General features: G+C 47.4%; 25 protein-coding genes. 13 read left to right on the top strand and 12 right to left on the bottom strand.

What is annotated here, in order from left to right:
• Positions 1–39: 39 nt before the first annotated feature.
• From coaBC to ICN19_RS06675, 4 genes are read right to left on the bottom strand one after another with little or no spacing between them, the layout of a single operon-like run.
• A complete protein-coding gene (gene coaBC, locus ICN19_RS06690) occupies positions 40–1,251 on the bottom strand; it encodes a bifunctional phosphopantothenoylcysteine decarboxylase/phosphopantothenate--cysteine ligase CoaBC (RefSeq protein ID WP_216246406.1) in 1,212 nt (403 codons plus the stop codon).
• A 9-nt stretch (positions 1,252–1,260) separates the two neighbouring features.
• Positions 1,261–1,752, bottom strand: a complete 492-nt coding sequence (gene lspA, locus ICN19_RS06685) for a signal peptidase II (protein WP_216246404.1) — start codon at positions 1,750–1,752, stop codon at positions 1,261–1,263.
• Positions 1,753–1,763: 11 nt separating this feature from the next.
• Complete coding sequence (ileS, locus tag ICN19_RS06680) at positions 1,764–4,643, bottom strand: isoleucine--tRNA ligase (RefSeq protein ID WP_370625181.1); 2,880 nt, start codon at positions 4,641–4,643, stop codon at positions 1,764–1,766.
• Positions 4,618–5,568, bottom strand: a complete 951-nt coding sequence (locus ICN19_RS06675; protein WP_216246400.1) for a bifunctional riboflavin kinase/FAD synthetase — start codon at positions 5,566–5,568, stop codon at positions 4,618–4,620. The genes ileS and ICN19_RS06675 overlap by 26 nt, the downstream gene beginning before the upstream one ends.
• A 39-nt stretch (positions 5,569–5,607) precedes the next feature.
• Between ICN19_RS06675 and purN the strand changes: the two genes are divergently transcribed.
• Genes purN through ICN19_RS06660 form a run of 3 tightly spaced genes read left to right on the top strand, consistent with a single transcriptional unit; the run spans position 5,608 to position 9,015 of the window.
• Positions 5,608–6,237 (top strand): phosphoribosylglycinamide formyltransferase, encoded by a 630-nt coding sequence (gene purN / locus ICN19_RS06670; RefSeq protein ID WP_216246398.1) that lies wholly within the window; start codon positions 5,608–5,610, stop codon positions 6,235–6,237.
• Entirely contained in the window at positions 6,234–7,793 is a 1,560-nt protein-coding gene (locus ICN19_RS06665; protein WP_216246396.1) for an RsmB/NOP family class I SAM-dependent RNA methyltransferase, read from the top strand. Before purN ends, ICN19_RS06665 begins: the two co-directional genes overlap by 4 nt.
• A gap of 28 nt (positions 7,794–7,821) precedes the next feature.
• The gene (locus tag ICN19_RS06660; RefSeq protein WP_216246394.1) at positions 7,822–9,015 is read left to right on the top strand and encodes an acyl-CoA desaturase; all 1,194 of its coding nucleotides are present in this window, start codon (positions 7,822–7,824) and stop codon (positions 9,013–9,015) included.
• A gap of 64 nt (positions 9,016–9,079) precedes the next feature.
• Here ICN19_RS06660 and rpmG read toward each other — a convergent pair whose 3' ends face one another.
• From rpmG to radC, 3 genes are all read right to left on the bottom strand, one after another.
• Complete coding sequence (gene rpmG, locus ICN19_RS06655) at positions 9,080–9,247, bottom strand: 50S ribosomal protein L33 (protein WP_015421876.1); 168 nt, start codon at positions 9,245–9,247, stop codon at positions 9,080–9,082.
• An 11-nt stretch (positions 9,248–9,258) separates the two neighbouring features.
• Complete coding sequence (gene rpmB / locus ICN19_RS06650; RefSeq protein ID WP_011903570.1) at positions 9,259–9,492, bottom strand: 50S ribosomal protein L28; 234 nt, start codon at positions 9,490–9,492, stop codon at positions 9,259–9,261.
• 144 nt (positions 9,493–9,636) lie between these two features.
• Positions 9,637–10,332, bottom strand: a complete 696-nt coding sequence (gene radC, locus ICN19_RS06645; protein ID WP_370625161.1) for a DNA repair protein RadC — start codon at positions 10,330–10,332, stop codon at positions 9,637–9,639.
• Positions 10,333–10,362: 30 nt separating this feature from the next.
• Here radC and ICN19_RS06640 point away from each other — a divergent pair, with 30 nt between their 5' ends.
• The 7 genes from ICN19_RS06640 (at position 10,363) to ICN19_RS06610 (ending at position 16,540) form a co-directional block, all read left to right on the top strand.
• Positions 10,363–10,809, top strand: a complete 447-nt coding sequence (locus ICN19_RS06640; protein ID WP_215347591.1) for a peptidylprolyl isomerase — start codon at positions 10,363–10,365, stop codon at positions 10,807–10,809.
• Positions 10,810–10,812: 3 nt separating this feature from the next.
• Positions 10,813–11,754: a 4-hydroxy-3-methylbut-2-enyl diphosphate reductase gene (gene ispH, locus ICN19_RS06635; protein WP_216246382.1), complete on the top strand. Its 942-nt coding sequence runs from the start codon at positions 10,813–10,815 to the stop codon at positions 11,752–11,754.
• A gap of 29 nt (positions 11,755–11,783) precedes the next feature.
• Positions 11,784–12,956 carry a branched-chain amino acid ABC transporter substrate-binding protein gene (locus ICN19_RS06630; RefSeq protein WP_216246380.1) on the top strand — a complete coding sequence of 391 codons (1,173 nt, stop codon included), beginning with the start codon at positions 11,784–11,786 and terminating at the stop codon, positions 12,954–12,956.
• Between the two features lie 75 nt (positions 12,957–13,031).
• Complete coding sequence (locus ICN19_RS06625) at positions 13,032–13,967, top strand: branched-chain amino acid ABC transporter permease (protein ID WP_216246378.1); 936 nt, start codon at positions 13,032–13,034, stop codon at positions 13,965–13,967.
• Positions 13,960–15,051, top strand: a complete 1,092-nt coding sequence (locus ICN19_RS06620) for an ABC transporter ATP-binding protein (RefSeq protein ID WP_216246376.1) — start codon at positions 13,960–13,962, stop codon at positions 15,049–15,051. The genes ICN19_RS06625 and ICN19_RS06620 overlap by 8 nt, the downstream gene beginning before the upstream one ends.
• Positions 15,048–15,827 carry an ABC transporter ATP-binding protein gene (locus tag ICN19_RS06615; RefSeq protein ID WP_216246374.1) on the top strand — a complete coding sequence of 260 codons (780 nt, stop codon included), beginning with the start codon at positions 15,048–15,050 and terminating at the stop codon, positions 15,825–15,827. The genes ICN19_RS06620 and ICN19_RS06615 overlap by 4 nt, the downstream gene beginning before the upstream one ends.
• Positions 15,824–16,540 (top strand): ABC transporter ATP-binding protein, encoded by a 717-nt coding sequence (locus ICN19_RS06610; protein ID WP_216246371.1) that lies wholly within the window; start codon positions 15,824–15,826, stop codon positions 16,538–16,540. Before ICN19_RS06615 ends, ICN19_RS06610 begins: the two co-directional genes overlap by 4 nt.
• Before the next feature lie 24 nt (positions 16,541–16,564).
• On the opposite strand, the gene ICN19_RS06605 is transcribed toward ICN19_RS06610, so the two are convergent.
• Both ICN19_RS06605 and ICN19_RS06600 read right to left on the bottom strand, forming a co-directional pair.
• Positions 16,565–17,758 carry an acetylornithine transaminase gene (locus tag ICN19_RS06605; protein ID WP_216246369.1) on the bottom strand — a complete coding sequence of 398 codons (1,194 nt, stop codon included), beginning with the start codon at positions 17,756–17,758 and terminating at the stop codon, positions 16,565–16,567.
• A gap of 72 nt (positions 17,759–17,830) precedes the next feature.
• A complete protein-coding gene (locus ICN19_RS06600; protein ID WP_216246367.1) occupies positions 17,831–18,871 on the bottom strand; it encodes a 2Fe-2S iron-sulfur cluster-binding protein in 1,041 nt (346 codons plus the stop codon).
• A 36-nt stretch (positions 18,872–18,907) separates the two neighbouring features.
• On the opposite strand from ICN19_RS06600, the gene ICN19_RS06595 reads away from it, so the two are divergent.
• Complete coding sequence (locus tag ICN19_RS06595; protein ID WP_216246910.1) at positions 18,908–19,795, top strand: SDR family oxidoreductase; 888 nt, start codon at positions 18,908–18,910, stop codon at positions 19,793–19,795.
• On the opposite strand, the gene ICN19_RS06590 is transcribed toward ICN19_RS06595, so the two are convergent.
• The 3 genes from ICN19_RS06590 to ICN19_RS06580 form a co-directional block, all read right to left on the bottom strand.
• Positions 19,776–21,548 (bottom strand): glutamine--tRNA ligase/YqeY domain fusion protein, encoded by a 1,773-nt coding sequence (locus ICN19_RS06590; RefSeq protein ID WP_216246365.1) that lies wholly within the window; start codon positions 21,546–21,548, stop codon positions 19,776–19,778. The genes ICN19_RS06595 and ICN19_RS06590 overlap by 20 nt on opposite strands.
• Before the next feature lie 84 nt (positions 21,549–21,632).
• Positions 21,633–23,135: a tripartite tricarboxylate transporter permease gene (locus ICN19_RS06585; protein WP_216246364.1), complete on the bottom strand. Its 1,503-nt coding sequence runs from the start codon at positions 23,133–23,135 to the stop codon at positions 21,633–21,635.
• A gap of 19 nt (positions 23,136–23,154) precedes the next feature.
• Positions 23,155–23,616 carry a tripartite tricarboxylate transporter TctB family protein gene (locus tag ICN19_RS06580; protein ID WP_216246363.1) on the bottom strand — a complete coding sequence of 154 codons (462 nt, stop codon included), beginning with the start codon at positions 23,614–23,616 and terminating at the stop codon, positions 23,155–23,157.
• Positions 23,617–23,738: 122 nt separating this feature from the next.
• Here ICN19_RS06580 and alaS point away from each other — a divergent pair, with 122 nt between their 5' ends.
• Both alaS and ICN19_RS06570 read left to right on the top strand, forming a co-directional pair.
• Positions 23,739–26,363 carry an alanine--tRNA ligase gene (gene alaS / locus ICN19_RS06575; RefSeq protein WP_216246362.1) on the top strand — a complete coding sequence of 875 codons (2,625 nt, stop codon included), beginning with the start codon at positions 23,739–23,741 and terminating at the stop codon, positions 26,361–26,363.
• Positions 26,360–26,605 carry a sulfurtransferase TusA family protein gene (locus ICN19_RS06570; RefSeq protein ID WP_216860648.1) on the top strand — a complete coding sequence of 82 codons (246 nt, stop codon included), beginning with the start codon at positions 26,360–26,362 and terminating at the stop codon, positions 26,603–26,605. The genes alaS and ICN19_RS06570 overlap by 4 nt, the downstream gene beginning before the upstream one ends.
• The last annotated feature ends 70 nt before the right edge of the window (positions 26,606–26,675 follow it).

Genomic DNA, 26,675 nt, shown 5'->3' with positions numbered 1-26,675 from the left:
GGGGAATGTAAGTAAAAAAAGGGGGTGGGGGGGTGCCGATTAAATTTTCTTAGCGACTAGCTGAATGAGTTGGCGTGCTAATTGCAGTTTTTCTGCCTTAGCGATTTTCCTATTGCCGCTAGCGTCAATAACAATTAATTGATTGAGGTCGCTACCAAATGTATCAGGGCCGATATTGCCCACAATCATCGGGATACCTTTGCGCTTGCGCTTTTCGTCAGCATGCTTTTCCAAGTCATTTGATTCTGCTGCAAAGCCAACGCAATAAGGGTAAGACTTGCCACCTTTGGTCTTCGCCGCCTTGGCAACATCTAGCAAGATATCTGGGTTAGCGACAAACTCGAGGTTTGGTGCTTGATTGCCTTGGCGCTTTAATTTCTCTTTGGCCGGCTTCGCGATTCCCCAGTCAGCAACAGCAGCTACAGCAAAGAAGATATCGCAGTCGGTAGCATTTAAGGCGGCTGCGTGCATTTCTTTAGCGCTAACCACGTTAGTGCGGGTAATTTGGCCTGTTGCTAGAAGTGGCGTATCAAGATCGCAGGGGCCGGCAATGAGGTGGACTTGAGCGCCAGCTTCAACAGCAGCTCTTGCAATTGCAAAACCCATCTTGCCTGAGCTGTGGTTGGTAATACCTCGCACTGGATCGATTGCTTCAAAAGTAGGGCCAGCAGTAATTAGTACTTTTTTACCGGTTAAGGATTTTTTTTGGAAGAAGGCAATAAGTTGCTCGGTAATTTCAGCGGGTTCGAGCATGCGGCCCATACCAACTTCGCCACATGCCTGGAAGCCGCTCGCAGGCCCCAGAAGAGTAACGCCATCAGAAGCTAGTCTTTGAGCACTTCTCTGGGTAGCTGTATGCTCCCACATTTGTTTATTCATTGCTGGAGTCAGCAGAAGTGGACAATCTCTTGCGAGGCAAAGAGTAGTCAATAGGTCATCTGCTAAGCCTAGTGAAAGTTTGGCCATCAGATCAGCGCTTGTAGGTGCAATCAAAATCGCATCCGCTGAGCGAGATAGTTCAATGTGCGCCATGTTATTTGGAATGCTGCTATCCCATTGGCTTAAGTAAACCGGGTTGCCTGTGAGGGCTTGCATGGTTACTGGCGTTACAAATTGTTGTGCGGCTTCAGTCATCACGACTTGTACCGAGGCGCCTTCTTGCATTAATTGGCGCGCGAGCTCTGGAGCCTTGTAGGCTGCAATGCCGCCAGAGATTCCGAGAACGATCTTCTTATTTAAAAGTGATTGCATGGCGCCAGCTTAATGGGATTGGGCGGATTTGCCAAATGACTTACGTAATTCACCCCAAATGATGAGGGCGGCACCAACACAAATGGCACTGTCAGCAATATTGAATGCCGGCCAATGCCAATTGGCGTAATACAGGTCAATAAAGTCGACTACAGCGCCATACATCACTCGATCCAATACATTGCCCAGGGCTCCACCCAAGATAAGGCTCAGGGCTATGCAGAGTAGTTTGTCGCTTTGGCTTTTAAACAATAGCCAAATAATATAAATCGATGCCCCTAGACCAAGGATGGTAAAGAACCAACGCTGCCAACCAGAGCCCTCTGCTAAAAATGAAAATGCTGCGCCTGGATTAAAGAGGAGCAACCAGTTCATAAAAGGTAATACCGGCACAGGTACACCCATTTGCAAATTACTCAGCGCTGACCACTTGCTGAGTTGGTCTAGCAAGAGCACGATGGTCGTAATTGCAAAGTAACGAAGCAGGGCGAGGCTTTTCATATACAAGTATCTTAGGCAAATAGGCGGTGATCGCCATCGCCAAATAAGTTGCTGATACAGCGACCACATAATTCTGGGTGATCAGCATCGCCTCCGACATCTTTGGTGTGATGCCAGCAGCGACCACACTTTTTATATTGGCTACCGCGTACCAATACTTCTAAGCCGGCATTACTTAACTCAATATTGGCACTAGAGGTGATGGTGACAAAGCGTAAGTCATCTTCAAGTGAATGCAAAATTGCAAAGTCGACATCACCAACTTTGATTGTCAGTTCGGCTTGCAGGGATGAGCCCACATTGCCGGCCTCACGCTCGACTTCAATTGCCTTGGTAACTTCAGAGCGAATTTCGCGAATACGACTCCATTTGGCGAGCAACTCATTTGCATGAGCGATTTCCGGGAACTGGCCAAACTCTTCCATAAAGATGGATTCAGCAGGTTTGCTTCCTGAGCCATGTGGAAAGTCTTTCCAGGCCTCTTCAGCAGTGAAGGAGAGGAATGGAGAGAGCCACTTCAAGAGATTACGGGTGATATGGAATAGGGCGTTCTGTGCTGCACGGCGATCAGGAGAGTCTGGCGCGCTGGTATAGAGACGATCTTTCAGAATGTCGAGGTAGAAGCCGCCTAAATCTTCAGAGCAGAAAGTCAACATGCGAGCAACCGCAGGTTGGAATTCATAGGCTTTGTAGTGCGCTTCCACATCATGCTGTAGTACGTTGGCAAGCGCAACAGCGTAGCGATCAATCTCAAGCCATTGGTCTGCAGGCATGGCGTGCTTGCTAGGATCAAAATCCGACAGGTTGGCCAACAAGAAGCGCAAGGTATTGCGAATACGGCGATAACTCTCAGTAACGCGTTTGAGAATCTCATCCGAGATCGTCATTTCGCCTGAGTAGTCGGTAGAGGCAACCCAGAGGCGAATAATTTCTGCGCCAAGCTTGTCTGCTACTTGTTGAGGGGCAATCACATTGCCCACTGACTTACTCATCTTGCGTCCTTGACCATCCACGGTGAAGCCGTGAGTCAAGAGTGCTTTGTATGGTGGCTTGCCATCGAGCATTGCGCCCGTTAACAATGAGGAATGGAACCAGCCGCGATGCTGGTCTGAGCCCTCAAGGTATAAATCAGCCAAGCGACCATTTGGTGTTTCTGCTTCAGCAGTTAACAACTCATCACGGTGTGAACCACGAATGACATGCCAATGCGTTGTGCCGGAGTCAAACCAAACGTCTAAAGTATCTTTGTTCTTTTCATATTGGGCAGCTTCTTCGCCCAGCAGTTCTGCAACCTCTAATTTTTGCCAGGCTTCAATACCTTCTTTTTCTACTCGTTTAGCAATTTCTTCAAGGAGCTCAACAGTGCGTGGGTGTGGATCACCACTCTCTTTATGGACGAAGAAAGCCATTGGCACACCCCATTGGCGCTGACGTGACAAAGTCCAGTCAGGGCGGTTGGCAATCATGCTGTTTAAGCGCTGCTTACCCCAAGCCGGGAAGAACTCAGTGCTTTCAATGCCGGCCAATGCAGTCTCACGCAAGCTGGCTTTACCGTCGGATGGTTTCTTATCCATACTTGCAAACCACTGTGAGGTGGCGCGGTAAATAATCGGCGACTTATGGCGCCAGCAATGCATGTATGAGTGTGTATAGGTTTTATCGCGCAAGAGACTGCCTGCTTCACGCATTGCTTCAACAATCTTAGGGTTTGCTTTCCAGATGTATTCATTAGCGAAGAGTGGCAACCAAGACGCGTACACACCATTACCCATGACTGGATTGAGAATGTCTTTATCAGCAAGTTTGTTAGCTTTGCAGGATTTAAAGTCTTCCTCACCATAAGCTGGTGCTGAGTGAACAATGCCTGTACCTGTGTCGAGCGTGACATATTCAGCTGGATAAATTGGAGAGAGGCGTTTGTAGCCCTCGTGTAATGGCGCCAACGGGTGCCAGAAAGAAATGTTCGCTAACTGCGCACCTTGGCAAGTGGCAATCACTTTACCTTCAAGGCCATAGTCTTGCAAACAAGTTTCAACGCGATCTTTTGCGAGGATTAATAATTTTTCACCAACATCTACTAGGGCATAAGTAAGCTCTGGATGAACGTTCATCGCTTGGTTGGCAGGAATAGTCCAAGGTGTTGTTGTCCAGATCACAATTTGACCTGGCTTATTAGGTAACTCAGGCAGTCCAAATACTTTTGCTAGCTGTGGACGCTGCGCATCATCAAATGCAAAACCGACATCAACTGTTGGATCAGTTTTATCTTGATATTCCACTTCAGCTTCTGCAAGCGCAGAGCCGCAATCAAAGCACCAGTTCACCGGCTTTAAGCCGCGAAAGACATAGCCTTTTTCCCAGATCTTGCCCAAAGCACGGATTTCATCAGCTTCGTTACGGAAGTTCATGGTGAGGTAGGGGTTATTCCAATCCCCCAATACACCTAAGCGCTCAAAATCTTTCTTCTGTTTTTCAACCTGGACATGAGCATACGCACGCGCTTTGGATTGAACCTCTGCAGTTGGTAAATTTTTACCAAATTCTTTTTCAATCTGAATTTCAATTGGCATGCCATGACAATCCCATCCTGGAACGTAGACGGAATCAAAGCCCATTAACCAACGGGACTTCACAATCATATCCTTCAGAATTTTATTAACAGCATGACCAATATGAATGTCACCATTCGCATACGGCGGCCCATCATGCAAAATAAATTTTGGTTGGTTGGCATGAGCAGCACGAATCTTTTCGTATAACTTATTTTTTTGCCATCCAGCTACCCACTGTGGTTCGCGCTTAGCAAGATCTCCTCGCATTGGAAAGGAGGTATCTAGTAGATTTACGGGGTAAGAGTTTTCTTTTTCAGACATAAGCTTTTTTCTGGAAATAATTTCTGGCATGCGCTGCATCAGATGCAATCGCTTGTGTAAGGGTTTCGAGGTCTGGGTACTTCGCCTCATCACGGATTTTTTCTAAGAGTTCTACGGTGATAATTTTTCCGTATACATCCGCGTTGTAATCAAAAATATGGGTCTCTAGCAATACTCTGCCTTCATCTTCCACTGTGGGTCTGACGCCCAGACTAGCCACTGCTGGTAAGGGTTTATCGCTCAAACCTAAAACTTGTGCGGTGAAGATTCCAGTTGTCGCTGGTTTGCGATGATGCAGGTGATTGGCAACCGCTAAATTCAAAGTGGGAAATCCTAGTTGACGACCAAGCTGTTGACCATGAATGACGTGACCAGAGATTCCGTAAGGGCGACCTAGTAATTTTTCAGCGAGTAGCATGTCACCACTTGCGAGGGCGGCGCGAAGTGCAGAACTAGAAATACGTTCGCCACCTTCTTGAATCGTCTGAATACTGGACACCTCAAAACCATATTTTTCGCCAGCAGCTTTTAAGCTAGCAAAGTTACCCGCTCGTTTTGCGCCGTAGCAAAAATCATCACCAATCAAAATCCATTTAGCGTTTAATCGTTTGACAATAATTTCAGATACAAATTCTTCGGGTGAGAGTTTTGCAAAAGCAGTATTGAAATGTTCTACAACAACACGGTCAATTCCGAGATCAGCAAGCGCTGCCAATTTGTCACGTAAATTCAGAATGCGGGGTGGTGCTTGGTCCGGGGAGAAGAATTCTTTTGGATGTGGCTCAAAGGTCATGACGCAGCTGACCAAGCCGCGAGTCTTAGCGCCATCAACGAGTTCTTTGAGCAGGGCGCGATGACCCCTGTGCACGCCATCGAAATTGCCGATGGTTAGGGCACAAGCTGGTCCTGCAGAAAACTGGGTGGGGCCACGGAATACGTTCACAAAATCGCTTTCAGGGTAGCCATCAATTATATTGTGGGCATGCCTTCTATCGTCACCTTAATCTCAGGCCGCGGATCTAATTTCGAGGCCATCGTCAAAACAGCTCAAAAAGAGCAATGGCCAGTCACTTTTGCCGGGGTAATAGCGAATCACTCAGCGGCTAAGGGCCTTGATTTTGCTCGCTCGCAGGGCATCCCAGCATTTGCAATTGAACACAAAGAGCATGCTACCCGCGAGTCTTTTGATGCAGCCCTCATTCAGCAGATCGATGCCTTGGGGGCGGATTTAGTGGTTCTTGCCGGATTTATGAGAATTTTGACCCCTGGATTTATCCGTCATTTTGAGGGTCGTTTAATCAATATCCACCCAGCCCTGCTGCCCGCCTTCCCTGGCTTGCATACTCATGAGCGGGCCTTAGAGGCAGGAGTCAAGGAGCACGGCGCTACGGTCCACTTTGTGAATGAGGGTGTGGATGAGGGTCCAATTATTTGTCAGGCCTCAGTTCCAGTGCTAGAGGGGGACGATGCAGACGCCTTGGCAGCTCGGGTTTTGACGGCTGAGCATCAAATTTACCCGCGGGCCGTAAAATGGTTCCTCGATGGACGATTGCGAATAGAAGGTAATCAAGTGAAGTTACAACCCCCGGAGTCGCAATTTTTTAAATTATGAGTGCAGAACGTCCACCCCGTAAATCTGGCAGCAGATTAGCCCCCCACAAAAGTTACGCAGCGAAATCGAAAGATCCATTGCGTCGACCTGAGCGCCGCAATGCTAGCGGCAATTTGATTGCACCTGAAGGCCAAAAGAATTTTTCTAATGCAAAAGCATTGCCGCAACATGCAATTCATCTAGAGCGCTTGCTTCCAGAGTTGCTCAGTTTTGAGCAGCCAGCCGACCGAGTAGTCAGTCGTTATTTCAGAGAAGAGAAACAACTTGGAAATCGTGACCGTGCTTTGATTGCTGAGAGTGCGTTTGCGATTTTGCGTCGTAAAAATGAGTTCTCCCAATTTGCTTCTAGCGGTGAAGGCTCTCAAGCTAGACGCTTAGCCCTATTGGGTTTGCTGTCTGCTTTGTCCGAAGGGGGATTGGGCTCTGCCAATCGCGCAGAGAGTGCCATTGCTGACTTAGCCCATGTATTAAAAGCTGGTGAATATGAATGGTTACAACGTTTTGCAACAGTTGATCCCGCTGCTTTAAATCCTCTCGTTCGCAATAATTTGCCTGAATGGTTGTGGGATGCATTTGGTAAATATCCTGGTGAAGAAACTCGTGAAGAGTTAGCCAAATCTTTAATGCATCCAGCATTATTGGATTTACGTGCGAACACTATGAAAACCAATCGCGAAGAATTGCTTGCGCAGATGAATGCATTAGGTGGTCGCTATCAAGCAATCCCTACTCCATATGCACCAGATGGTGTGCGCATTATGGGTAAACCCGCTTTACAAAATACGCCAGGCTTTAAAGCGGGTATGTTTGAAGTGCAGGATGAAGGCAGTCAACTTTTGGCTTATCTGCTCGCACCGAAGCGCGGTGAGATGGTTGTGGATTTTTGCGCTGGCGCAGGCGGCAAGACTTTGGCGATTGGAGCCATCATGCGCTCTACAGGGCGTCTCTATGCTTTAGATACATCCGAGCGCCGCTTAGCCAATTTGAAGCCAAGACAGGCTCGTAGCGGCCTTTCTAATGTGCATCCGGTATGGATTGATAGCGAGAACGACGCCAAGATCAAGCGCCTTGCCGGAAAGATTGATCGTGTGCTGGTAGATGCCCCTTGTAGTGGTATGGGTACTTTGCGACGCAACCCCGACCTTAAATGGCGCCAAACCCCAGAGGGGGTTTTGGAGCTAAACCAGAAGCAAATGAGCATCTTGCACTCGGCAGCTCGGTTATTAAAGCCGGGGGGCCGCCTGGTTTATGCGACCTGCAGCTTATTGCCTCAAGAAAATCAGGCAATTGCCGAGGATTTTCTGGCAAAACACCCCCAATTTGAGGTTGTTCCAGCCGCAGAAGTTCTTAAGCCATTGTTTACAAAGGAAAAATTACCTCTTGGATGTAGTGCCGACAATCCTTGGTGGCAGTTATGGCCTCATATTCATGGAACGGACGGTTTCTTTGGAGCAGTTTTCCAAAAGAAGGCAGCCGCTCCAGCCTCCGAATCTGAAAAAGACGACCAAAAAGAGACTAAGGTCAAAAACAAGAAGGCCCCTAAAGAACTAAAATAGAGTTTTAGATCTCTTTAGGGAATCCCTTTTGAATACAGCATCAGGTTTTGATTTGTTTCTCCACTGGCTTGCCAATGGATATTTAGATTGGTCTTGGTGGCAGATTACCGTTTTCACTTTGGTAGCCACCCACATCACGATTGCTGCAGTGACTATTTTCTTGCATCGTTGCCAGGCGCACCGTGCTTTAGATCTGCACCCAATCGTTTCACATTTCTTCCGTTTATGGCTATGGTTAACCACGGGTATGGTGACCAAAGAGTGGGCCGCTATTCATCGTAAGCATCACGCTAAGTGCGAGACTGTGGATGATCCGCATAGCCCGCAAGTTTTGGGTATTAATACTGTGCTTTCCCGAGGCGCTGAGCTTTACAAAAAAGAAGCCGCTAATCAGGAGACTCTCGATAAGTTTGGCCACGGCACTCCCGACGATTGGATTGAGCACAACATTTACTCCAAATTTTCTTGGCAGGGTGTTGCCATCATGCTCATCATTGATGTGTTTTTATTTGGCGCAATTGGCTTAACAGTTTGGGCAGTGCAAATGTTGTGGATCCCAATTACAGCTGCTGGCGTGATCAATGGCATTGGTCACTTTTGGGGCTATCGCAACTTTGATTGCGAAGATGCTTCCAGAAACATTTTGCCCTGGGGCATTTTGATTGGCGGTGAAGAGCTGCATAACAATCACCACACCTTTGCTACCAGCGCAAAGCTATCGAATAAATGGTATGAGTTTGATATCGGTTGGATGTATATCCAGATCATGAGCGCAGTTGGTTTGGCAACTGTTAAGAAGACCCCACCCAAGCCTGTGCTGAGTGACTTGCGCCCAGCGGATCAAAATACCTTAGAGGCCATCATTGCGAACCGCTATGAAATCATGGCGCGTTATAGCAAGACATTGCGTAGCTTCTTTAGCAATGAGGTGCAGCATATGCAGATATTGGCTGCGCATTTAAGTGATGCGCGAACCTGGTTGGCTAAAGATGAATCTCGCTTGACTGAGCAAGAGAAATTAAAGCTTGAAGAGCTAATGGCAAGCAATGCTCAGTTACGCAAGATGATTGAAATGCGTCGTGAGTTGCAAGCCATCTGGAGCCGTTCCTCTGCCACTAAAGAACAACTACTATCGCAGTTACACGCTTGGTGTCAGCGTGCAGAAGAGAGTGGCTTAACTAGCCTGCGTGAGTTCTCTTTGAGATTGCGTCGTTACGCTTAAGTCAATTTACAGACAATAAAAAACCCGCTGTTGTAGCGGGTTTTTTATTTGCTCGAAGTAAAGATTACTTCAGCTTTGTTTCTTTATAAGCAACGTGCTTGCGAATGGTTGGATCGAACTTCATGATCTCCATTTTCTCAGGCTTAGTACGCTTGTTTTTTGAAGTTGTATAGAAGTGACCAGTACCTGCTGATGACTCTAACTTGATTTTTTCTCTGCCGCCTTTAGCCATTTGTGCGCTCCTTAAATTTCGCCACGTGCACGGAGATCAGACAACACAGCATCGATGCCGTTCTTGTCGATTACGCGCAAACCAGCATTGGTTAAGCGCAAGCTAATCCAACGGTTTTCAGATTCAACCCAGAAACGACGGTTTTGCAAATTCGGCAAAAAGCGACGCTTCGTTTTATTGTTTGCATGGGATACATTGTTGCCAACCATCGGCTTCTTCCCAGTGACTTGGCAAACTTTTGCCATGACATAACTCCATTAATTGCGAAAAAAGAAGATTGTATCAGTCCCAGCCTGTTTTGGGCTAGCCCTAATTGTCTTTAGTTTGGGGGATTTGATCTTAAAAAGAGTCGTCAACCCTAAAATAACCCAATAAGTTAGTAATTACTCTCATTTATTGCTATTTTTCATAAGGCCTGCATCGGAAAAAGAGAAAAAACCACTGCCACTCACAATGCAGTGATCCAAGAGCTGAATATCTACCAATTGGAGTGCGTTTATGAGCACCTTTGTGAGCTCCTGGTCTGCATCACTGGGCAATGGATTGCCGCTGGGGTGGTTATGGGCGACGATGAGGGCGCTAGCATTTTTCGCTAGAGCCTCTTTGAGTATCTCCCGGGGGTAAATAGCTGTCTGGGTAATGGAGCCTCTAAAAAGCTCCTCACATTCAATTAAGTGCAGCCGGGAGTCTAAGTAAAGACAAAGGAAGACCTCATGGGGAAGGCGGCCAATTTTGGCCTGCAGGAACTCCCTGACATGGTTGGGCGATGAAAAGATGGGGTCCTGGGACAGGCCATCTTCTAAGCTTCGTTTCACCAGCTCATAGGCTGCTTGAATTTGCGCCCACTTAGACAGGCCCATGCCATGAATCTGGGTTAATTCTTGAGAACTACTGGCTAGCAGCCGGGGGAGGCTTCCAAAATGATGAAGTAGATCCTTGGCGAGGGCTACGGCACTTTTCCCTTTAACGCCTACCCGCAGAAAAATAGCGAGTAATTCTGCGTCAGAAAGTGCTGCAGCTCCGTTTGTGCGAAGCTTCTCTCTAGGTTGCTCATTTTTTGGCCAACCAGTAATTGGAGAGTGCACAGCTAGCGCTGGCCTAGATACAATCACCTTATGACTAAGCTTACCGTTTTGCCTAATTCCTATTTGACTCTCAACTATCGGCTCACCTTGCCTAACGGGGAGGACTATATCAATACTTTTATCGATCGTCCTGCGACGGTTTTGATGGGATCTGGACAATTTGCTCCTTGCTTTGAAAAGGTCTTACTGGGTTTAGGTGTGGGCGAGAAAAAAAGTGCGCTGCTTGCACCTGAAGAAAGTTTTGGTGAGCGCAAAGAAGATTTGGTGCAGTGGGTGTCCCTCAAGGCCTTGAAAGAAGGTAGGGATGACGATGTGGAATTTAATCCTGGAGATGTGATTGAGTTCAATGCTCCGGGTGGTGCTCAGTACGCGGGCGTTTTGCAATCGATCAATGATGAGGGCGCGTGGTTTGATTTCAATCACCCACTTGCAGGCAGACCAGTAACTTTTGAAGCTGAGATTGTGGCGATTCTGTAAACCATGAGTGATTCCAATAACGCAGAAATTTTGATGGCGCAACCACGCGGTTTTTGTGCGGGTGTTGATCGTGCAATCAATATCGTGAATGAAGCGCTTAATCGTTTTGGGGCGCCGATCTATGTGCGCCATGAAATTGTGCATAACGCATATGTAGTGAATGAACTGCGCGATAAGGGCGCAGTATTTGTAGAGGAATTGCATGAGGTTCCCAAGGGCGGCATTGTTGTATTCAGTGCCCATGGGGTCTCTCAAGAAGTGCGCAAAGATGCTGAAGCAAGAGGTTTGCAGGTGTATGACGCCACATGTCCACTGGTTACCAAGGTTCATCTTGAAGTCGTCAAAATGTGCAAAGATGGTTTCACAGTATTGATGATTGGTCATGCGGGGCACCCTGAAGTTGAGGGGACTATGGGTCAGGTTAAGGAAGGCGTGTTCTTAATTGAGAAGCTTAGCGATGTAAGCGATTTGCCGTTCTCAGCTGAAGAGAAGATTGCATTTGTTACGCAGACAACTCTCTCAGTGGATGAGACGAAAGAAATTGTTGAGGCGTTAACCAAAAAGTTTCCCAATATTGTTCAACCTCGTAAGCAAGATATTTGTTACGCCACTCAGAATCGTCAAGATGCTGTGAAATTTATGGCCCCTCAAGTTGAGGTGGTTATTGTGGTGGGAAGCGCTACGAGTTCGAACTCTAATCGCTTGCGTGAACTCGCTGAAAAACTTGGTGTTCCTTCTTACATGGTGGACTCCCCGGATCAACTCAAGCCAGAATGGTTTGTTGGTAAAAAGCGAGTTGGTCTGACTGCGGGGGCTTCTGCTCCAGAAAGTTTGGCGCAGTCCATTGTCAGTCGTATTCAAGAGTTTGGACCTCGACAGGTGCGCCCACTAGATGGCGTAGTTGAGGACGTTACTTTTTCTTTGCCAAAAAATTTAGTTGATTGAAGTACCTATTCATAACAGAGGAGCTGTACATGAACAAATCACACATTACAAAAAGTGCTATTGCTTTAGCAGCTTCGGCTTTACTGCTGGCTGCTTGCGGTAAGGGTGGCGATAAATCTGCTGCAGTTCCATCGGATGCCATTGAAGTAAAAATCGGTCACGTAGCTCCGCTCACGGGTCCTATTGCCCACCTGGGTAAAGATAATGAGAATGGTGCACGCTTAGCGCTCGAAGAAATCAATAAAGCGGGCTTAACAATTGATGGCAAAAAAGTGGTGCTGACTTTGGTGCCAGAAGATGACGCAGAAGATCCAAAGACCGCTACGCAAGTGGCGCAAAAGTTAGTAGATGCCAAAGTGGTTGGCGTAGTGGGGCACTTAAATTCTGGAACAAGTATTCCAGCCTCACGTATTTATAGTGATGCAGGCATTACACAAGTATCACCATCCGCCACTAATCCTGATTACACCAAGCAAGGTTTTAAAACGACTTATCGTTTGGTGGCAACTGACGCACAACAAGGTCCAGCTTTAGCCAACTATGTTGCCAACACACTGAAGGCTAAAACGGTAGCCATTATTGATGACTCCACTCAGTACGGCAAAGGCCTAGCAGATGAATTTGAGAAAACGGTTAAAGCTGCTGGTATGAAAGTGGTTACTCGTGAGGCGAGCAATAACAAGGCTACCGATTTCAAGGCTATCTTGACGAAGATTAAAGGCAGTAAGCCAGACGTCATCATGTACGGCGGCATGGATGCTACCGGTGGCCCATTAACTAAACAAGCGGCTGAGCTTGGCATTAAAGCGAAAGTCGTTGGTGGCGATGGTATGTGTACCGAGAAGCTTGCTGAATTGGCAGGTGAGGCTGTAGTGAATGTAACTTGCTCTGAGGCTGGTATGGCTTTATCAAAGATGGCACAAGGTGCTGACTTCCAGAAACGTTACAAAGAGCGCTTTAATTCTGATGTGCAGATTTATGCGCCTTTTACATACGACGCTGTCTATGTCTTAGTAGATTCTATGAGGCGTTCAAACTCAACCGATCCTGCAAAGATTTTAGCTGCTATGCCCGATACAAAAATGCAAGGCTTGGTGGGTAATATTGCTTTTGATAACAAAGGCGATATGAAAGAGGGCGTAATTACCTTGTATGACTTCAAGGATAAAAAGAAAACAGTGCTTGATGTCATTAAGATGTAATGACTCCACAATAAAAAATGGCGCCGCTACTGCGGTGCTATTTTTTTATCAAGTCTAAATAAATCCCCAATCTCCATGGACATTCTTCTTCAGCAGATCATTAATGGCTTAGTGCTAGGTAGCATCTATGCCTTGATCGCGCTGGGCTACACCATGGTATATGGCGTGCTGGGGATCATCAATTTTGCACATGGCGAAGTCTTGATGATTGGCGCAATGGTTTCACTTTCCTTGTTGCGCTTGATCTTGAGCTTTACAAGTGATTTGCCAGGTTGGCTTACCCTTCTGATTGTCTTGCCAGTTACGATGGCAGTCTGTGCGGGATTGAGTTACTGGATTGAGCGGATTGCTTATCGGCCTCTTCGCAATGCGCCTCGTTTGGCTCCGCTGATATCGGCTATTGGCATGTCCATTTTGCTGCAAACCATTGCGATGATGATTTGGTCACGCAATCCTATGACTTATCCTCAATTGCTACCGTCAACTCCAATCGATTTATGGGGCAGTGGCGCGACGATTACCGGCAAAGAAATTGTGATCATCATAGTGGCCTTGGCGGTGATGGCTGGCTTATTGTTCTTGGTTGAAAAAACAAAGCTTGGCAGAGCAATGCGTGCTACTGCCGAGCAAACTCAAATTGCTGCGCTGATGGGCGTTAATCCAAATCGAGTCATCTCCATTACGTTCATGTTGGGTGGCGCATTGGCAGGTCTTGCGGGTGTGATGATTGCTAGTAACTATGGCAACGTCCATTTTTATATGGGCTTCATTCCCGGCCTTAAAGCATTTACTGCTGCCGTTCTGGGTGGCATTGGAAATTTGCAGGGCGCCATGTTGGGTGGCCTGCTATTGGGCTTGATTGAATCTTTGGGCGCTGGATATATTGGTGAGCTCACTGGTGGAGTCTTTGGGTCTAACTACCAGGATATTTTTGCTTTCTTGGTATTAATCTTAGTCTTGGTATTGCGACCGACTGGTTTGTTGGGTGAGAAGGTTTCTGATCGTGCTTAACAGCTTTTTTACCAATCGCTTGAACCGATCTACTTATCTATGGCTTGGAGTCATTGCTTTAGTGCTACTGCCTTGGGTAGTAGGGGCTGGTGGTGGTAACTATTGGGTGCGAGTGCTCGATTTTGCTTTGCTCTATATCGTGCTCGCTTTAGGCTTAAACGTAGTGGTTGGCTTTGCGGGTCTTTTGGATTTGGGTTACATCGCTTTTTATGCATTAGGCGCTTATAGCTTTGCTTTATTAGCCTCCCCCCATTTGCCAACTCAGTTTGAAAGTATTGCGGCGAGTTTTCCAGAGGGCATGCATTTTTCACCTTGGATGGTTGCGGTGTTCTCGATCATCTTGGCTGCTTTATTTGGCTTGATCCTGGGTTTGCCTACTTTGCAATTGCGTGGAGATTACCTAGCGATTGTGACTTTGGGTTTCGGTGAAATTATTCGTATCTTTATGAATAACCTTGATCGCCCTCTAAACCTCACTAATGGCCCCAAGGGAATTTCCGGAATTGATCCTATCCAGTTATTTGGCATCTCCTTTACCAAGCCTTTGGATTTAGGTTTTGTGCAAATCCCTGGTTTGTATTTGGTGTTCTATTTATTCCTTCTGCTGGCAATCGCAGTAGCCATCGTTTGCCTACATTTGCAAGACTCGCGCATTGGACGTGCTTGGATCGCGATTCGTGAAGACGAGATCGCTGCTAAAGCGATGGGTATCAATACCCGTAATATGAAATTGCTGGCCTTTGCTATTGGCGCTTCTTTTGCTGGAGTAGCGGGTGTATTGTTCTCCGCCTTTCAGGGCTTTGTTTCTCCAGAATCATTCACTCTCTGGGAGTCCATCGTTGTCTTGGCTATGGTGGTTCTAGGCGGCATAGGACACATTCCAGGAGTGATTTTGGGCGCTGTACTTTTGGCGGTATTTCCGGAAGTATTACGCGGCATTGCTCAACCGGTTCAACAGTTTCTGTTTGGTCATATCATTGTTGACGTGGAAATCATTCGCCAGTTGATTTATGGCTTGGCTTTGATTTTGATCATGCTCTATCGTCCAGGCGGCATTTGGCAAAAGAGTGGAGCAAGGTCATGACAGGATCAGATCACTTGCTTCTAGATGTCACCGATGTTTCAAAACGCTTTGGCGGTGTTCAAGCCCTAGACTCTGTTGGCCTGCAAGTGGCGCAAAGTGCAATCGTTGGATTGATTGGCCCCAATGGCGCTGGTAAGACCACCTTCTTTAATGTCATTACCGGCTTGTACCCGGCTGACTCCGGAATCTTTTTATTTGACGGTCAATCTTATTTTCCAGAGTCTGTGTCTGAAGTAACTAAATCTGGCCTTGCTAGAACATTTCAGAATATTCGTCTCTTCGGTGAAATGTCTGTATTGGAAAATGTGATGGTGGGTTGTCACTGCCGCACTAAAGCTGGATTGCTAGGCGCAATTTTTCGCTTTCCATCTACTAAGCGTGAAGAGCGCTCTATCAGAGAAAAGGCCCAACAGCTCTTGGCTTATGTTGGTCTTGGTGAGTTTGCCAGTATGCAGGCGCGCAATCTTTCCTACGGACATCAGCGCCGCCTAGAGATTGCAAGAGCATTAGCGACTGAGCCTAAGCTCTTGGCGCTGGATGAGCCAGCCGCTGGCATGAATGCCACCGAGAAGCTGGAGCTTCGCGAGTTATTGCTGCGCATTCGTGCTGACGGTAAAACGATTTTATTGATTGAGCATGATGTGAGCTTGGTGATGGGTATTTGTGACAGCCTAACTGTGCTTGATTACGGCAAGGTGATTGCTTCTGGGAAGCCTGCAGATGTGCGTATGCATCCTGAGGTCATCAGAGCCTATCTCGGACAAGGGGCTGCATGATGAGCGCCTTACTAAATGTAAAAGATCTCAAGGTCTCCTATGGCGGCATTAACGCTGTCAAAGGGATAGATTTACATGTCAATCAAGGTGAGCTTGTTGCCTTGATTGGGGCAAATGGCGCAGGCAAGAGTTCTAGTATGAAAGCCATTGCCGGTTTGCTGACGCCTGCAGCTGGCGAGATTCATTTTGCGAATCAGGAGACTAGGAAGTTGCCCGCTTATGAATTGGTTCGTCTGGGCCTGGGCATGGTGCCGGAAGGGCGAGGTGTATTCAAGCGCATGACGATTTTAGAGAATCTCCAAATGGGCGCTTATTTGAAGACAAACCCCAAAGATATCGAGCGTAAGCTCGAAGAGGTGTGCTCGTATTTCCCAAGGCTCAAAGAGCGCCTATCTCAGCTCGCAGGCACGCTTTCTGGTGGTGAGCAGCAGATGGTAGCAATGGGCAGGGCGATGATGGCTGAGCCTAAGTTATTGCTATTGGATGAGCCATCAATGGGTTTATCCCCAATCATGGTTGAAACCATTTTTGATGTTGTTCGGAGCCTGTCCTCGAGCGGAATGACTATTTTGCTCGTAGAGCAGAACGCACGACTGGCTTTACAGATGGCAGATCGCGCTTATGTGATGGAGAGTGGCTTAATTACTCTCAGTGGATCTGGCAAAGATTTGCTGGAAGATTCAAGAGTGAGAGCTGCCTACCTTGGTGAATAAGTAGGCAGTTAGCGGCGGTAATTCTTATGCTACTTTCTTGAGTAACTCACGCAGCATATTGCACATCTGACGAATTTCGTCATCAGATACATTCAAAGCAGGCATAAAGCGCAACAGGTTTGGTCTTGGTGAATTAATCAACAAACCTTCGGGGCTACGATCACGCGCTAGCTCAACCAGTTTTGGGCCAACGTCTTTTCCGAGCATTAAAGCGCGCAGCAATCCTTCGCCGCGTTCACCTTCAAGATTAAATTCAGTACAAAGCTTGAGTAATTCTGATTTGAGTAGCTCGCCTTTGGCTTTAACGCTATCTAAAAATCCTGGCGCCAAGAGCTGCTCAATCACACTAATACCTACTGCAGTCATCAAAGGGTTGCCGTTGTATGTGCCGCCTTGATCACCAGGTACAAAGCATGCAACTGCATCGGTAGCCAATAAGGCTGCCAATGGAACGCCACCACCAATGCCTTTGCCCAAAGTCATGATGTCTGGCTCAATGCCATAGTTTTGGTACGCAAAGAGGGCGCCAGTGCGGCCGCAGCCTGCTTGCACTTCATCAGCAATCAAAAGAATATTGTTTTCTTTTGTGAACTTGCGTAGTTCGCGCATGAATTCTTTAGTGGCTGGAATCACGCCGCCCTCACCTTGAACCGGCTCGAGCATCACCGCAACTGTTTTATCAGTCACGAGTTTTTTCACAGACTCTAAGTCGTTTAGATCTGCCTTGGGAAAGCCTGCTACTTGTGGGGCAAACATGGTGTCCCAGTTTGGTTTGCCGGAGGCACTCATTGTTGCCAATGTGCGTCCGTGAAAACTATGATCAAAGGTGATGATTTCAAAGGCGCCAGATTTATTGAGCTGACCCCATTTGCGTGCCAACTTAATTGCGCCTTCATTAGCCTCGGCACCGCTGTTCGCAAAGAACACTTTGTTAAAGCAACTGTTTTCTGTAAGTAGATTAGATAAGCCAATCATGGGTTCGTTGTAGAACGCAGGACTTGGATTGATCAACTTCTTTGCTTGCGCATTGAGTGCCTCAATCATTCCTGGATTGCCATGGCCCAAACAGTTCACAGCCCAACCTTGTAGGAAGTCTAAATAGCGCTTGCCATTGTTATCCGTTAGCCATGAGCCCTTACCTTCAACCATCACCACATCTGGACGCGGTGTAATAAACATGACTGAATGGGTGTCAATGGTCTGAAGTGGCTTATTCATGCTGGTATGGGTTGATAAGTTAATAAGGGCAAATGAGGCTTCTATTATCCCGCTGATTTGATTTTGCGGTTTCTAGGCTGTCGCTAAATCCGCAGCGCTGGTAAAGGAATCTGCAAAGAATTCCTCGTCCGGCAGTTGGCACTTGCCTGAGAAGTCATTTCTGGCCGAATTGACCATGACTGGGGCGCCACAGGCGTAGACCTGAAAGCCCTTCATATCAGGATGATCTGCCATCACTGCTTGGTGGACAAAGCCAGTGCGTCCGTCCCAACCATCTTCTGCCAGTGCATCTGAGATCACTGGGATGTATTTGAAGTCAGAAATTTCTTTTTCCCAAGATTGGCACAAGTCATTTAAGTACAAATCGCCAGGGCGACGACCACCCCAGTAAAGGTGCATTGGCCGCTGAATCTTCTTGGCCTGCATTTGTTCGATGATGGATTTAATGGGCGCAAAGCCTGTGCCTGCAGCTACAAAAATAATTGGTTTTTTAGAGTCCTCTCTTAAAAAGAAACTTCCTAGAGGCCCTTCAAAGCGCAAGATATCTTTTTCTTTTAATGCGGGAGTGATTGCGCCAAATACAAAATCAGTAAAGAGACCTCCGGGTAAATGGCGAATATGCAATTCGAGAGGACCTTCTTGCTCGGGTGCATTGGCAATGGAGTAGGCGCGGCGTTGGCCGTCCTTCAGAAGAAACTCTAAGTACTGCCCCGCTAAAAACTGAAAGCGTTCAGCAGCGGGTAGCTGCAGTTTCAGGATGGCAACGTCACTGCTAGGCTTGTGAATAGTATTGACGCGGCATGGCACTTTACGAATCGCAATATCACCCGCGCCTTGGACTTCACGTGCCTCAATGAGGAGGTCTGATTGGGGGTGGGAGCAGCAGAATAAAATACCACCAGCAGTTTCATCCGCGTTGGAAAGAGCGCTTTCGCTATGCTGTCCATGGGTTACTTGACCTTCTACGACTTTGCCTTTGCAGGATCCACAGGCGCCATTTTTGCAGCCATAAGGCAAGTTGATTCCTTGGCGTAGAGCGGCCTCCAGGACATTTTCTTCTGGATTGACGGTAAATTGTTTGCCGCTCGTTTTGAGCGTGACTTGATAAGACACTCTCATTCCTTTCAATAAATCGTTACGATGTTACTTATGCAATCTTTTGGTAAACCTTCAATCCTGATTATTGGCTGCGGAGACATCGGTCTTCGGGTGGCCAGGCAGCTCTCGCGAAGTCATCGTGTCTATGCGCTCACTTCTCAGCAAAGCCGCTTTCAGGAGTTGAGGGAGGTTGGCGCGATCCCTATCTTGGGCAACCTGGATCAACCAGAGTCCTTGTGGCGCCTGGCCGGTTTAGCTCAAACCGTGATTCATTTGGCACCACCTCAAAATAGTGGAAATCGCGATTGCCGAACCCGCAACCTAATCCGAATTTTAGCCCAAGGCTCCAATGCCGTCAGGCGCCTGATCTACATCAGTACTACTGGCGTCTATGGGGATCATCGGGGCGCCAAAGTAAGTGAAATTACTCCAGTAAACCCGCAAAGTGAACGCGCCAAAAGAAGAGTAGATGCCGAGCGAGTACTTCGCTTATGGGGTCCTGCAAATGGTGTGGCCATAACAATTTTGCGTGTTCCAGGAATTTATGCTGCTGACCGCTTGCCAATAGAGCGCTTAGAGTCTCAAACACCAGCGCTACTCCCTGAGGAGGATGCCTACTCTAACCATATTCACAGCGATGATTTAGCGAGGTTGGTGTGTGCGGCGGTGTATCACGGCAAACCCCAGCGCATCATTAATGTCTGCGATGGTGGCGAAACCAAAATGGGTGATTACTTCGATGAAGTAGCGGATGCCTTTGAGCTGCAAAGGCCAGCTCGATTGCCGGGGAACGAGTTGCAAAAAATCGTTAGTCCGATGCTGTGGTCATTCATGCGCGAGTCTCGAAGGGTCACTAACGCGCGCTTATCTGAGTTAAAAACACCACTACGCTATCCGAGCGTAGGACATTTTTTGAAAACTATTTCCAAGAATCCTTAAGACCAACAGTACGATTAAATACTGGCTTGCCAGGTTTGCAATCTTTTTGGTCGGCAACAAAGTATCCATGACGCTCAAATTGAAAGCGATCTTCGGGCTTAGCATCTTTCATGCAGGGCTCTAGATAAGCAGAAATGGTTTGCTTGGAGTTAGAGTTGATTGCATCTAGGAAATTCTTATCACCGCTGTCTGGATGAGGGTCGTTAAAGAGGTGATCATATAGGCGTACTTCAGTGGGAATCGCCTCAGCTGCGCTGATCCAATGAATGTTGCCCTTCACTTTGTAGTTGTTCGAGCCAGGCGTACCACTCTTGCTATCTGGGAAGTGTGTCACATTGACTTGCGTGATATTGCCTTGCGCATCAGTTTCAAAACCAGTGCACTCCACTACAAAGCCATGGCGTAAGCGAACGCGACTACCGGGTTGATCGCCAATTGGCGGATACAGTCTGAAGAAACCTTTGATTGGCTCTTGCATAAAGTCATCTGCTTCAATCCATAGTTCGCGTGTGAAATTAAACTCACGATTGCCCCATTCTGGATGATTGGGGTGACGTGGTGCAGAACAAGCTTCTTTTGCTGAAGCATCAAAGTTTTCTACTACGAGCTTGAGTGGTTTCAGTACTGCGGTAGCGCGTGGTGCCCTGACTTCAAGATCATCGCGAAGCGCCTGATCAAGAGTGCTCATATCAATCCAGCTGTCTGCCTTTGAAACGCCAATGCGTTCACAGAACAAACGAATGCTTTCTGGGGTGTAACCACGACGACGAACACCTACAATAGTTGGCATGCGGGGATCATCCCAGCCTTCAACATGCTTTTCTTCAACCAGTTGCAATAACTTGCGTTTGCTGGTGATCGTGTAGGTCAGGTTGAGGCGAGCGAATTCATACTGATGCGGTACTGGATCTTTAAATACGCCCAATTCTTTTAGAGAATTCACAATCCAGTCGTAGAGTGGACGGTTGTTCTCAAACTCCAGTGTGCATATGGAGTGGGAGACGTTCTCTAAGGCATCGGAGATGCAATGTGTGAAGTCATAAAGTGGGTAAATACACCACTTGCTGCCGGTACGATGGTGATCCGTATGGCGGATGCGATAAACCACCGGGTCACGCATCACGATGTTCGGGTGTGCCATATCAATCTTCAAGCGAAGAACATGCTCACCATCTTTGAATTTGCCATCGCGCATCTCGCGGAATAGCTGCAGATTTTCTTCTGGGCTGCGATCGCGATAAGGACTGTTTTTTCCTACTTGCCCAAAGTTGCCGCGATTGGTATGAATATCATCAGCACTCTGGCTATCAACATATGCTTTGCCATTTTGAATCAAAATCTCGGCAAACTCATAGAGGCGATCAAAGTAATCGCTCGCATGATAGAGGTGAGTTCCCCAATCAAAGCCTAACCACTTCACTGCTTCCAAAATACTATCAGCGTACTCAACATCCTCTTTAACTGGATTGGTATCGTCTAGGCGCATATTGCAGCGCGCACCGCCAGATTGATTGTTGTAATCAGCAGCTAGGCCAAAGTTCAAGCAAATACTTTTGGCGTGACCAATATGTAAGTAGCCATTCGGTTCAGGCGGAAAGCGGGTGATGATTGATGGGATAGCCTCGCCAGCTAAATTGGTACGCTGTGAAAAAGCGCCGCTTGCCAAGTCATGATCAATGATCTGACGTAAGAAGTTGGACGGTTCGGCTACAGCGCCGGTATTTGCTTTGGAGGGTTTGCTATCTTGGGACATAGCCACATTGTAGAGAAAACCCTTGGCCCATAAAGAAAAAGCCCGCAAACTGCTGCGGGCTTGTTTCTGGAGAGGTGGCGGGAATTAATCCTCCACGAACGCCTCTTCGCGAGTCTTCTTCACCGCCGGTAAAGCAACGATCACCACCAAAAGGGCTGCTGCAATGAGCAGGCCCAAGGAAAGTGGACGGGTTACAAAAGTGGAGAAGTCGCCGCGTGATAACAATAGTGCGCGACGGAAGTTCTCTTCCATCATTGGTCCGAGAACAAAGCCCAATAACAATGGAGGAGGTTCACAACCCAGTTTGAAGAACAGGTAACCAATCAAGCCAAAGCCTGCGGTTACATAAACATCAAACACAGTGTTATTAACGGTGTACACGCCGATACAGCAGAACACCAAAATTGCTGGGTAGAGGAAACGATAAGGAATCTTCAAGAGCTTTACCCAGATACCAATCAAAGGTAAGTTCAAGAGGATCAACATTACGTTACCAATCCACATGGAAGCAATCAGACCCCAGAACAAAGCTGGGTTGCTGGTCATTACCTGTGGACCTGGTTGAATGTTATGAATAGTCATCGCACCAACCATCAAAGCCATCACAGCATTTGGCGGGATACCCAATGTGAGCAATGGAATGAATGAGGTTTGAGCGGCAGCGTTATTAGCTGCTTCAGGACCAGCAACACCCTCAATCGCACCCTTACCAAATTCATGGCTGTACTTTGAGGATTTTTTCTCAACAGAGTAGGCGCCGAAGGCTGCAAGAGCTGCGCCGCCGCCTGGCAAGATACCCAAGATAGAGCCAATCGTTGTGCCGCGTAAGATTGAAGGAATCATGCGCTTCACATCAGTCTTGGTAGGCACCATGCTGGTGAGTTTATTGAGGAAGCCTTCGTCGTCACCAGTCTTTTCAAGGTTACCCATGATCTCAGCAAAGCCGAATACACCCATCGCTACCGCTACGAAGCCGATACCGTCACTTAATTCAGGAATATCGAACGCATAGCGAGATACACCAGAGTTCACGTCGGTACCAATCAAGCCCATCAAAAGACCTAAGATGATCATGCCGATCGCTTTGATCAAAGAGCCTGATGCCAAAACAACCGCACCAATCAAACCTAAGACCATCAAGGAGAAGTATTCAGCGGGACCAAACTTAAATGCGAGTTGAGAGAGTGGTGCAGCAAATGCAGCCAAAACCAAAGTAGCAACGCAACCTGCAAAGAATGAACCCATACCTGCAGTAAAGAGTGCAACACCAGCGCGACCATTTCGGGCCATTTGATAGCCGTCGATCGCCGTCACCACCGAGGACGTCTCCCCCGGAATGTTCAGAAGAATCGCTGTTGTAGATCCGCCGTACTGTGAGCCGTAGTAAATACCGGCCAACATAATCAATGCAGCAATCGGAGGCAATGCGTAGGTAGCTGGTAACAGCATCGCAATCGTTGCGATTGGACCAAGGCCTGGCAATACACCAATCAAGGTACCTAAGATACAGCCGATAAGGCAGTAAAGGAGGTTTTGTAATGTGAACGCGGTATCGAAACCGAGCGCTAAGTTAGCAAATAAATCCATTTTTCAGAGTCCCGGTTCGTTATTGTTGTAGGAATACAGGCAGGAGTGGGAACTGAAGTTTCAGACCCAACACAAACACTGAATAAGTAAACGCAACGAGGAAGCCAGCATTAATTAATGAGCCCTTCCAAGTAAATTCTTTGCTAGCACTTGCTGACACTAATACCAAAACAACTACGGCAATTAAGAAGCCTAAGCGAGGTAGGAGTAGTCCATAGAGCACTACGGAGCCAGTAATCTGGGCAATGATGCGCCAATTGAATTTTGGAATGCTTTCAATGGCTGCTTTTGCGCTCAGGGACTGGAGTAGTACTAGTACACCTAATAGCGCCATGAGGATCCCAAGAAAGAATGGGAAATAGCCTGGACCCATTTTGGCAGCGGTCCCCATTGGGTAGTTTGTGGCCATGATGGCGAAGAAGAGGCCAATAACCATATACATGATCCCGGCCCCAAAATCCCGTTGATTGCGAATTTTCAAGTTGCTCTCCTTGTTGTCGACTTAACTGCCGATTTTTATTGATGTTGTGGGATTGTAAGGCAGGTTTGGGGCTTCTTACCTAGCGTTTGCCCTAGGCTAGTGCCAATGCGATAATTATCGGCATGAAAGTCTCCCAAATTCGCCAGGCTTACCTGGATTTCTTCGCCCAAAAAGGCCACCAAATCGTCCCGTCCAGCCCTGTAGTGCCGGGGGATGACCCTACATTGCTATTTACCAATGCAGGCATGAATCAGTTCAAGGACGTGTTTTTGGGCTTCGATAAGCGCCCCTATAACCGTGCTACGACTGCCCAAAAGTGCATCCGGGCGGGCGGAAAACACAATGATTTGGATAACGTGGGCTACACCGCCCGTCACCATACCTTTTTTGAAATGTTGGGAAATTTCTCATTTGGAGACTATTTCAAGAAGGATGCCATTCAGTTTGCCTGGGATTTATTGACCCAGACATTTAAATTGCCCAAAGAAAAGCTTTTAGTAACGGTGTACGCCGAAGATGATGAGGCTTTTGAGATTTGGAATAAACAAATAGGTGTACCAGCTGATCGAATCATTCGTATTGGCGATAACAAGGGTGCACGCTACGCATCAGACAACTTCTGGATGATGGGTGACACAGGTCCATGCGGACCATGCACCGAGATTTTTTACGATCACGGCGATCATATTGCTGGCGGCCCTCCCGGAAGTCCGGATGAAGATGGTGACCGTTATATTGAAATTTGGAATAACGTTTTCATGCAGTTCAACCGAGATGAAGCGGGTGTGATGCATCCACTGCCTAAGCCGAGCGTTGATACTGGTATGGGTCTTGAGCGTATTGCCGCAGTATTACAGCATGTTCACTCCAATTATGAAATCGACCTCTTCGTCAATCTCTTAAAGGCTTCCAAGGAGGCTGTAGATGCTGCTGGCGGTGAAAATTGCGATGCAAATAGCCCCTCGCTCAAAGTGATTGCTGACCATATTCGTGCATGTAGCTTTATCGTAGTGGATGGTGTGATTCCAGGTAATGCTGGGCGCGGGTATGTCTTGCGTCGTATTGCGCGTCGTGCAATCCGTCATGGTTATAAATTGGGTGCTCGCAAACCATTCTTCTATCAATTGGTTCCTGCGCTAGTAAAAGAGATGGGCGATGCCTATCCAGAGTTGCGTGCTGCGCAAGATAAAGTTAGCGAAGTCATCAAGCAAGAAGAAGAACGCTTCTTCCAGACCATCGCTAACGGCATGGAAATTTTGGACGGTGCTTTAGCAGGTGGCGCAAAAGTAGTTGATGGTGAAACTGCTTTCCGTTTACATGACACATTTGGTTTCCCATTGGACTTAACAGCTGACGTTTGTCGTGAACGTGGGGTAACGGTGGATGGTGGCGGCTTTGAAGTGGCGATGCAAAAACAGCGTGACCAAGCAAGAGCAGCCGGCAAGTTCAAAGTGGCCCAAGGCTTGGATTACAAAGGCGTGCCTACGAAGTTTCATGGTTATGACACCCTAAAACATGAGGGAGCCAAAGTTACCGCTCTCTATGTTGATGGTTCTGCAGTGACTGCTGTTAAGGCTGGAGATGCAGCTGTCATCGTCCTGGATAACACTCCTTTTTACGCTGAATCTGGCGGCCAGGTTGGCGACAAAGGCGAGCTTCGCAATGAAAGCATCCGTTTCGCAGTAGAAGATACCTTCAAGATTCAAGCCGATGTATTTGGGCATCAGGGTGAAGTGCTTGAGGGTGAGCTCAAGGTGGGTGATGTAATCAATGCAATCGTAGATACCCAGCAAAGAGCCGATACGATGCGTAACCACAGCGCAACGCATATCTTGCATAAAGCATTGCGTGAAGTATTGGGCGATCATGTGCAGCAAAAAGGCTCTTTGGTAGATGCTACCAAGACCCGTTTTGACTTTACGCACAATGCACCGATTACCGCAGAGCAGATTCGTCGTATTGAAGATATTGTGAATCAAGAGATTCTCGAAAATACAGCAACTTCAGGTAAGGTCATGTCTTTAGACGATGCTCAAAAGACTGGCGCCATGATGCTCTTTGGGGAGAAGTACGGCGATGAAGTGCGTGTATTAGAGATTGGTAGCTCTAAAGAGCTATGCGGAGGTACGCACGTAACCCGTACTGGCGACATTGGCAGCTTGAAGATTGTTTCTGAAGGTGGTGTTGCGGCTGGGATTCGTCGCGTTGAGGCGGTTACTGGTAATAATGCATTGCAATTCTTGCAAGGCTTAGAAGACAAGATTAATGAAGCAGCAGCAATTCTAAAAACCCATCCTGGTGATTTGGTGAATCGTGTTGCCCAACTTCAAGAAAGTCTACGTCAAGCTGAACGCGAATTAGAAAAGGTTAACTCCAAGTTGGCCGCAAGTCAGGGCGATGAATTAGCCTGCCAAGCAATTGATGTCAATGGCATCAAGGTGTTGGCTGCCCGTTTGGATGGCGCAGATGCTGGCGTCCTCCGTGAGACGATGGATGCCCTGAAGTCTAAGCTCAAAACTGCTGCCATTGTGTTGGCATCAGTTCAGGGCGACAAAGTCAGTTTGATCGCTGGCGTAACGGCTGATTCGATCGGTAAAGTTAAGGCAGGTGATCTTGTGAATTTCGTAGCTCAGCAAGTTGGCGGCAAAGGCGGCGGTAAGCCAGAGATGGCGATGGCTGGCGGAACGGATCCAAGTAAGTTGGGCGCTGCCTTGGCAGGCGTTAAAGATTGGGTAGCAAGCAAATGAGTGATCCTGTAAATATTGCCTTTAATGCAGAAGTAGATGCGATTGGTATGAATTGCCCATTGCCGATCTTGCGCACCAAGAAGGCTTTGGCAACAATGCAGTCTGGTGAAGTCTTAAAGATTAAGGCGACAGATGCTGGTGCTGCTCACGACTTTCCGGCATTTGCAAAACAAACTGGTAACGAGTTACTCGCCAGCACTACTGAAGGCGATGTACTGGTCTTCTTTATGAAGCGTAGATAAGAAAAAGTCTGGCGTTCATATTTTCTTAGCAAGCTAGGAAACAAAAAGGCAGAGATTAATCTCTGCCTTT

The organism is Polynucleobacter sp. AP-Capit-er-40B-B4 (assembly GCF_018882245.1).
In the GTDB taxonomy this organism is placed as follows: domain Bacteria; phylum Pseudomonadota; class Gammaproteobacteria; order Burkholderiales; family Burkholderiaceae; genus Polynucleobacter.
This window is presented reverse-complemented; position numbering and strand designations above follow the sequence as displayed.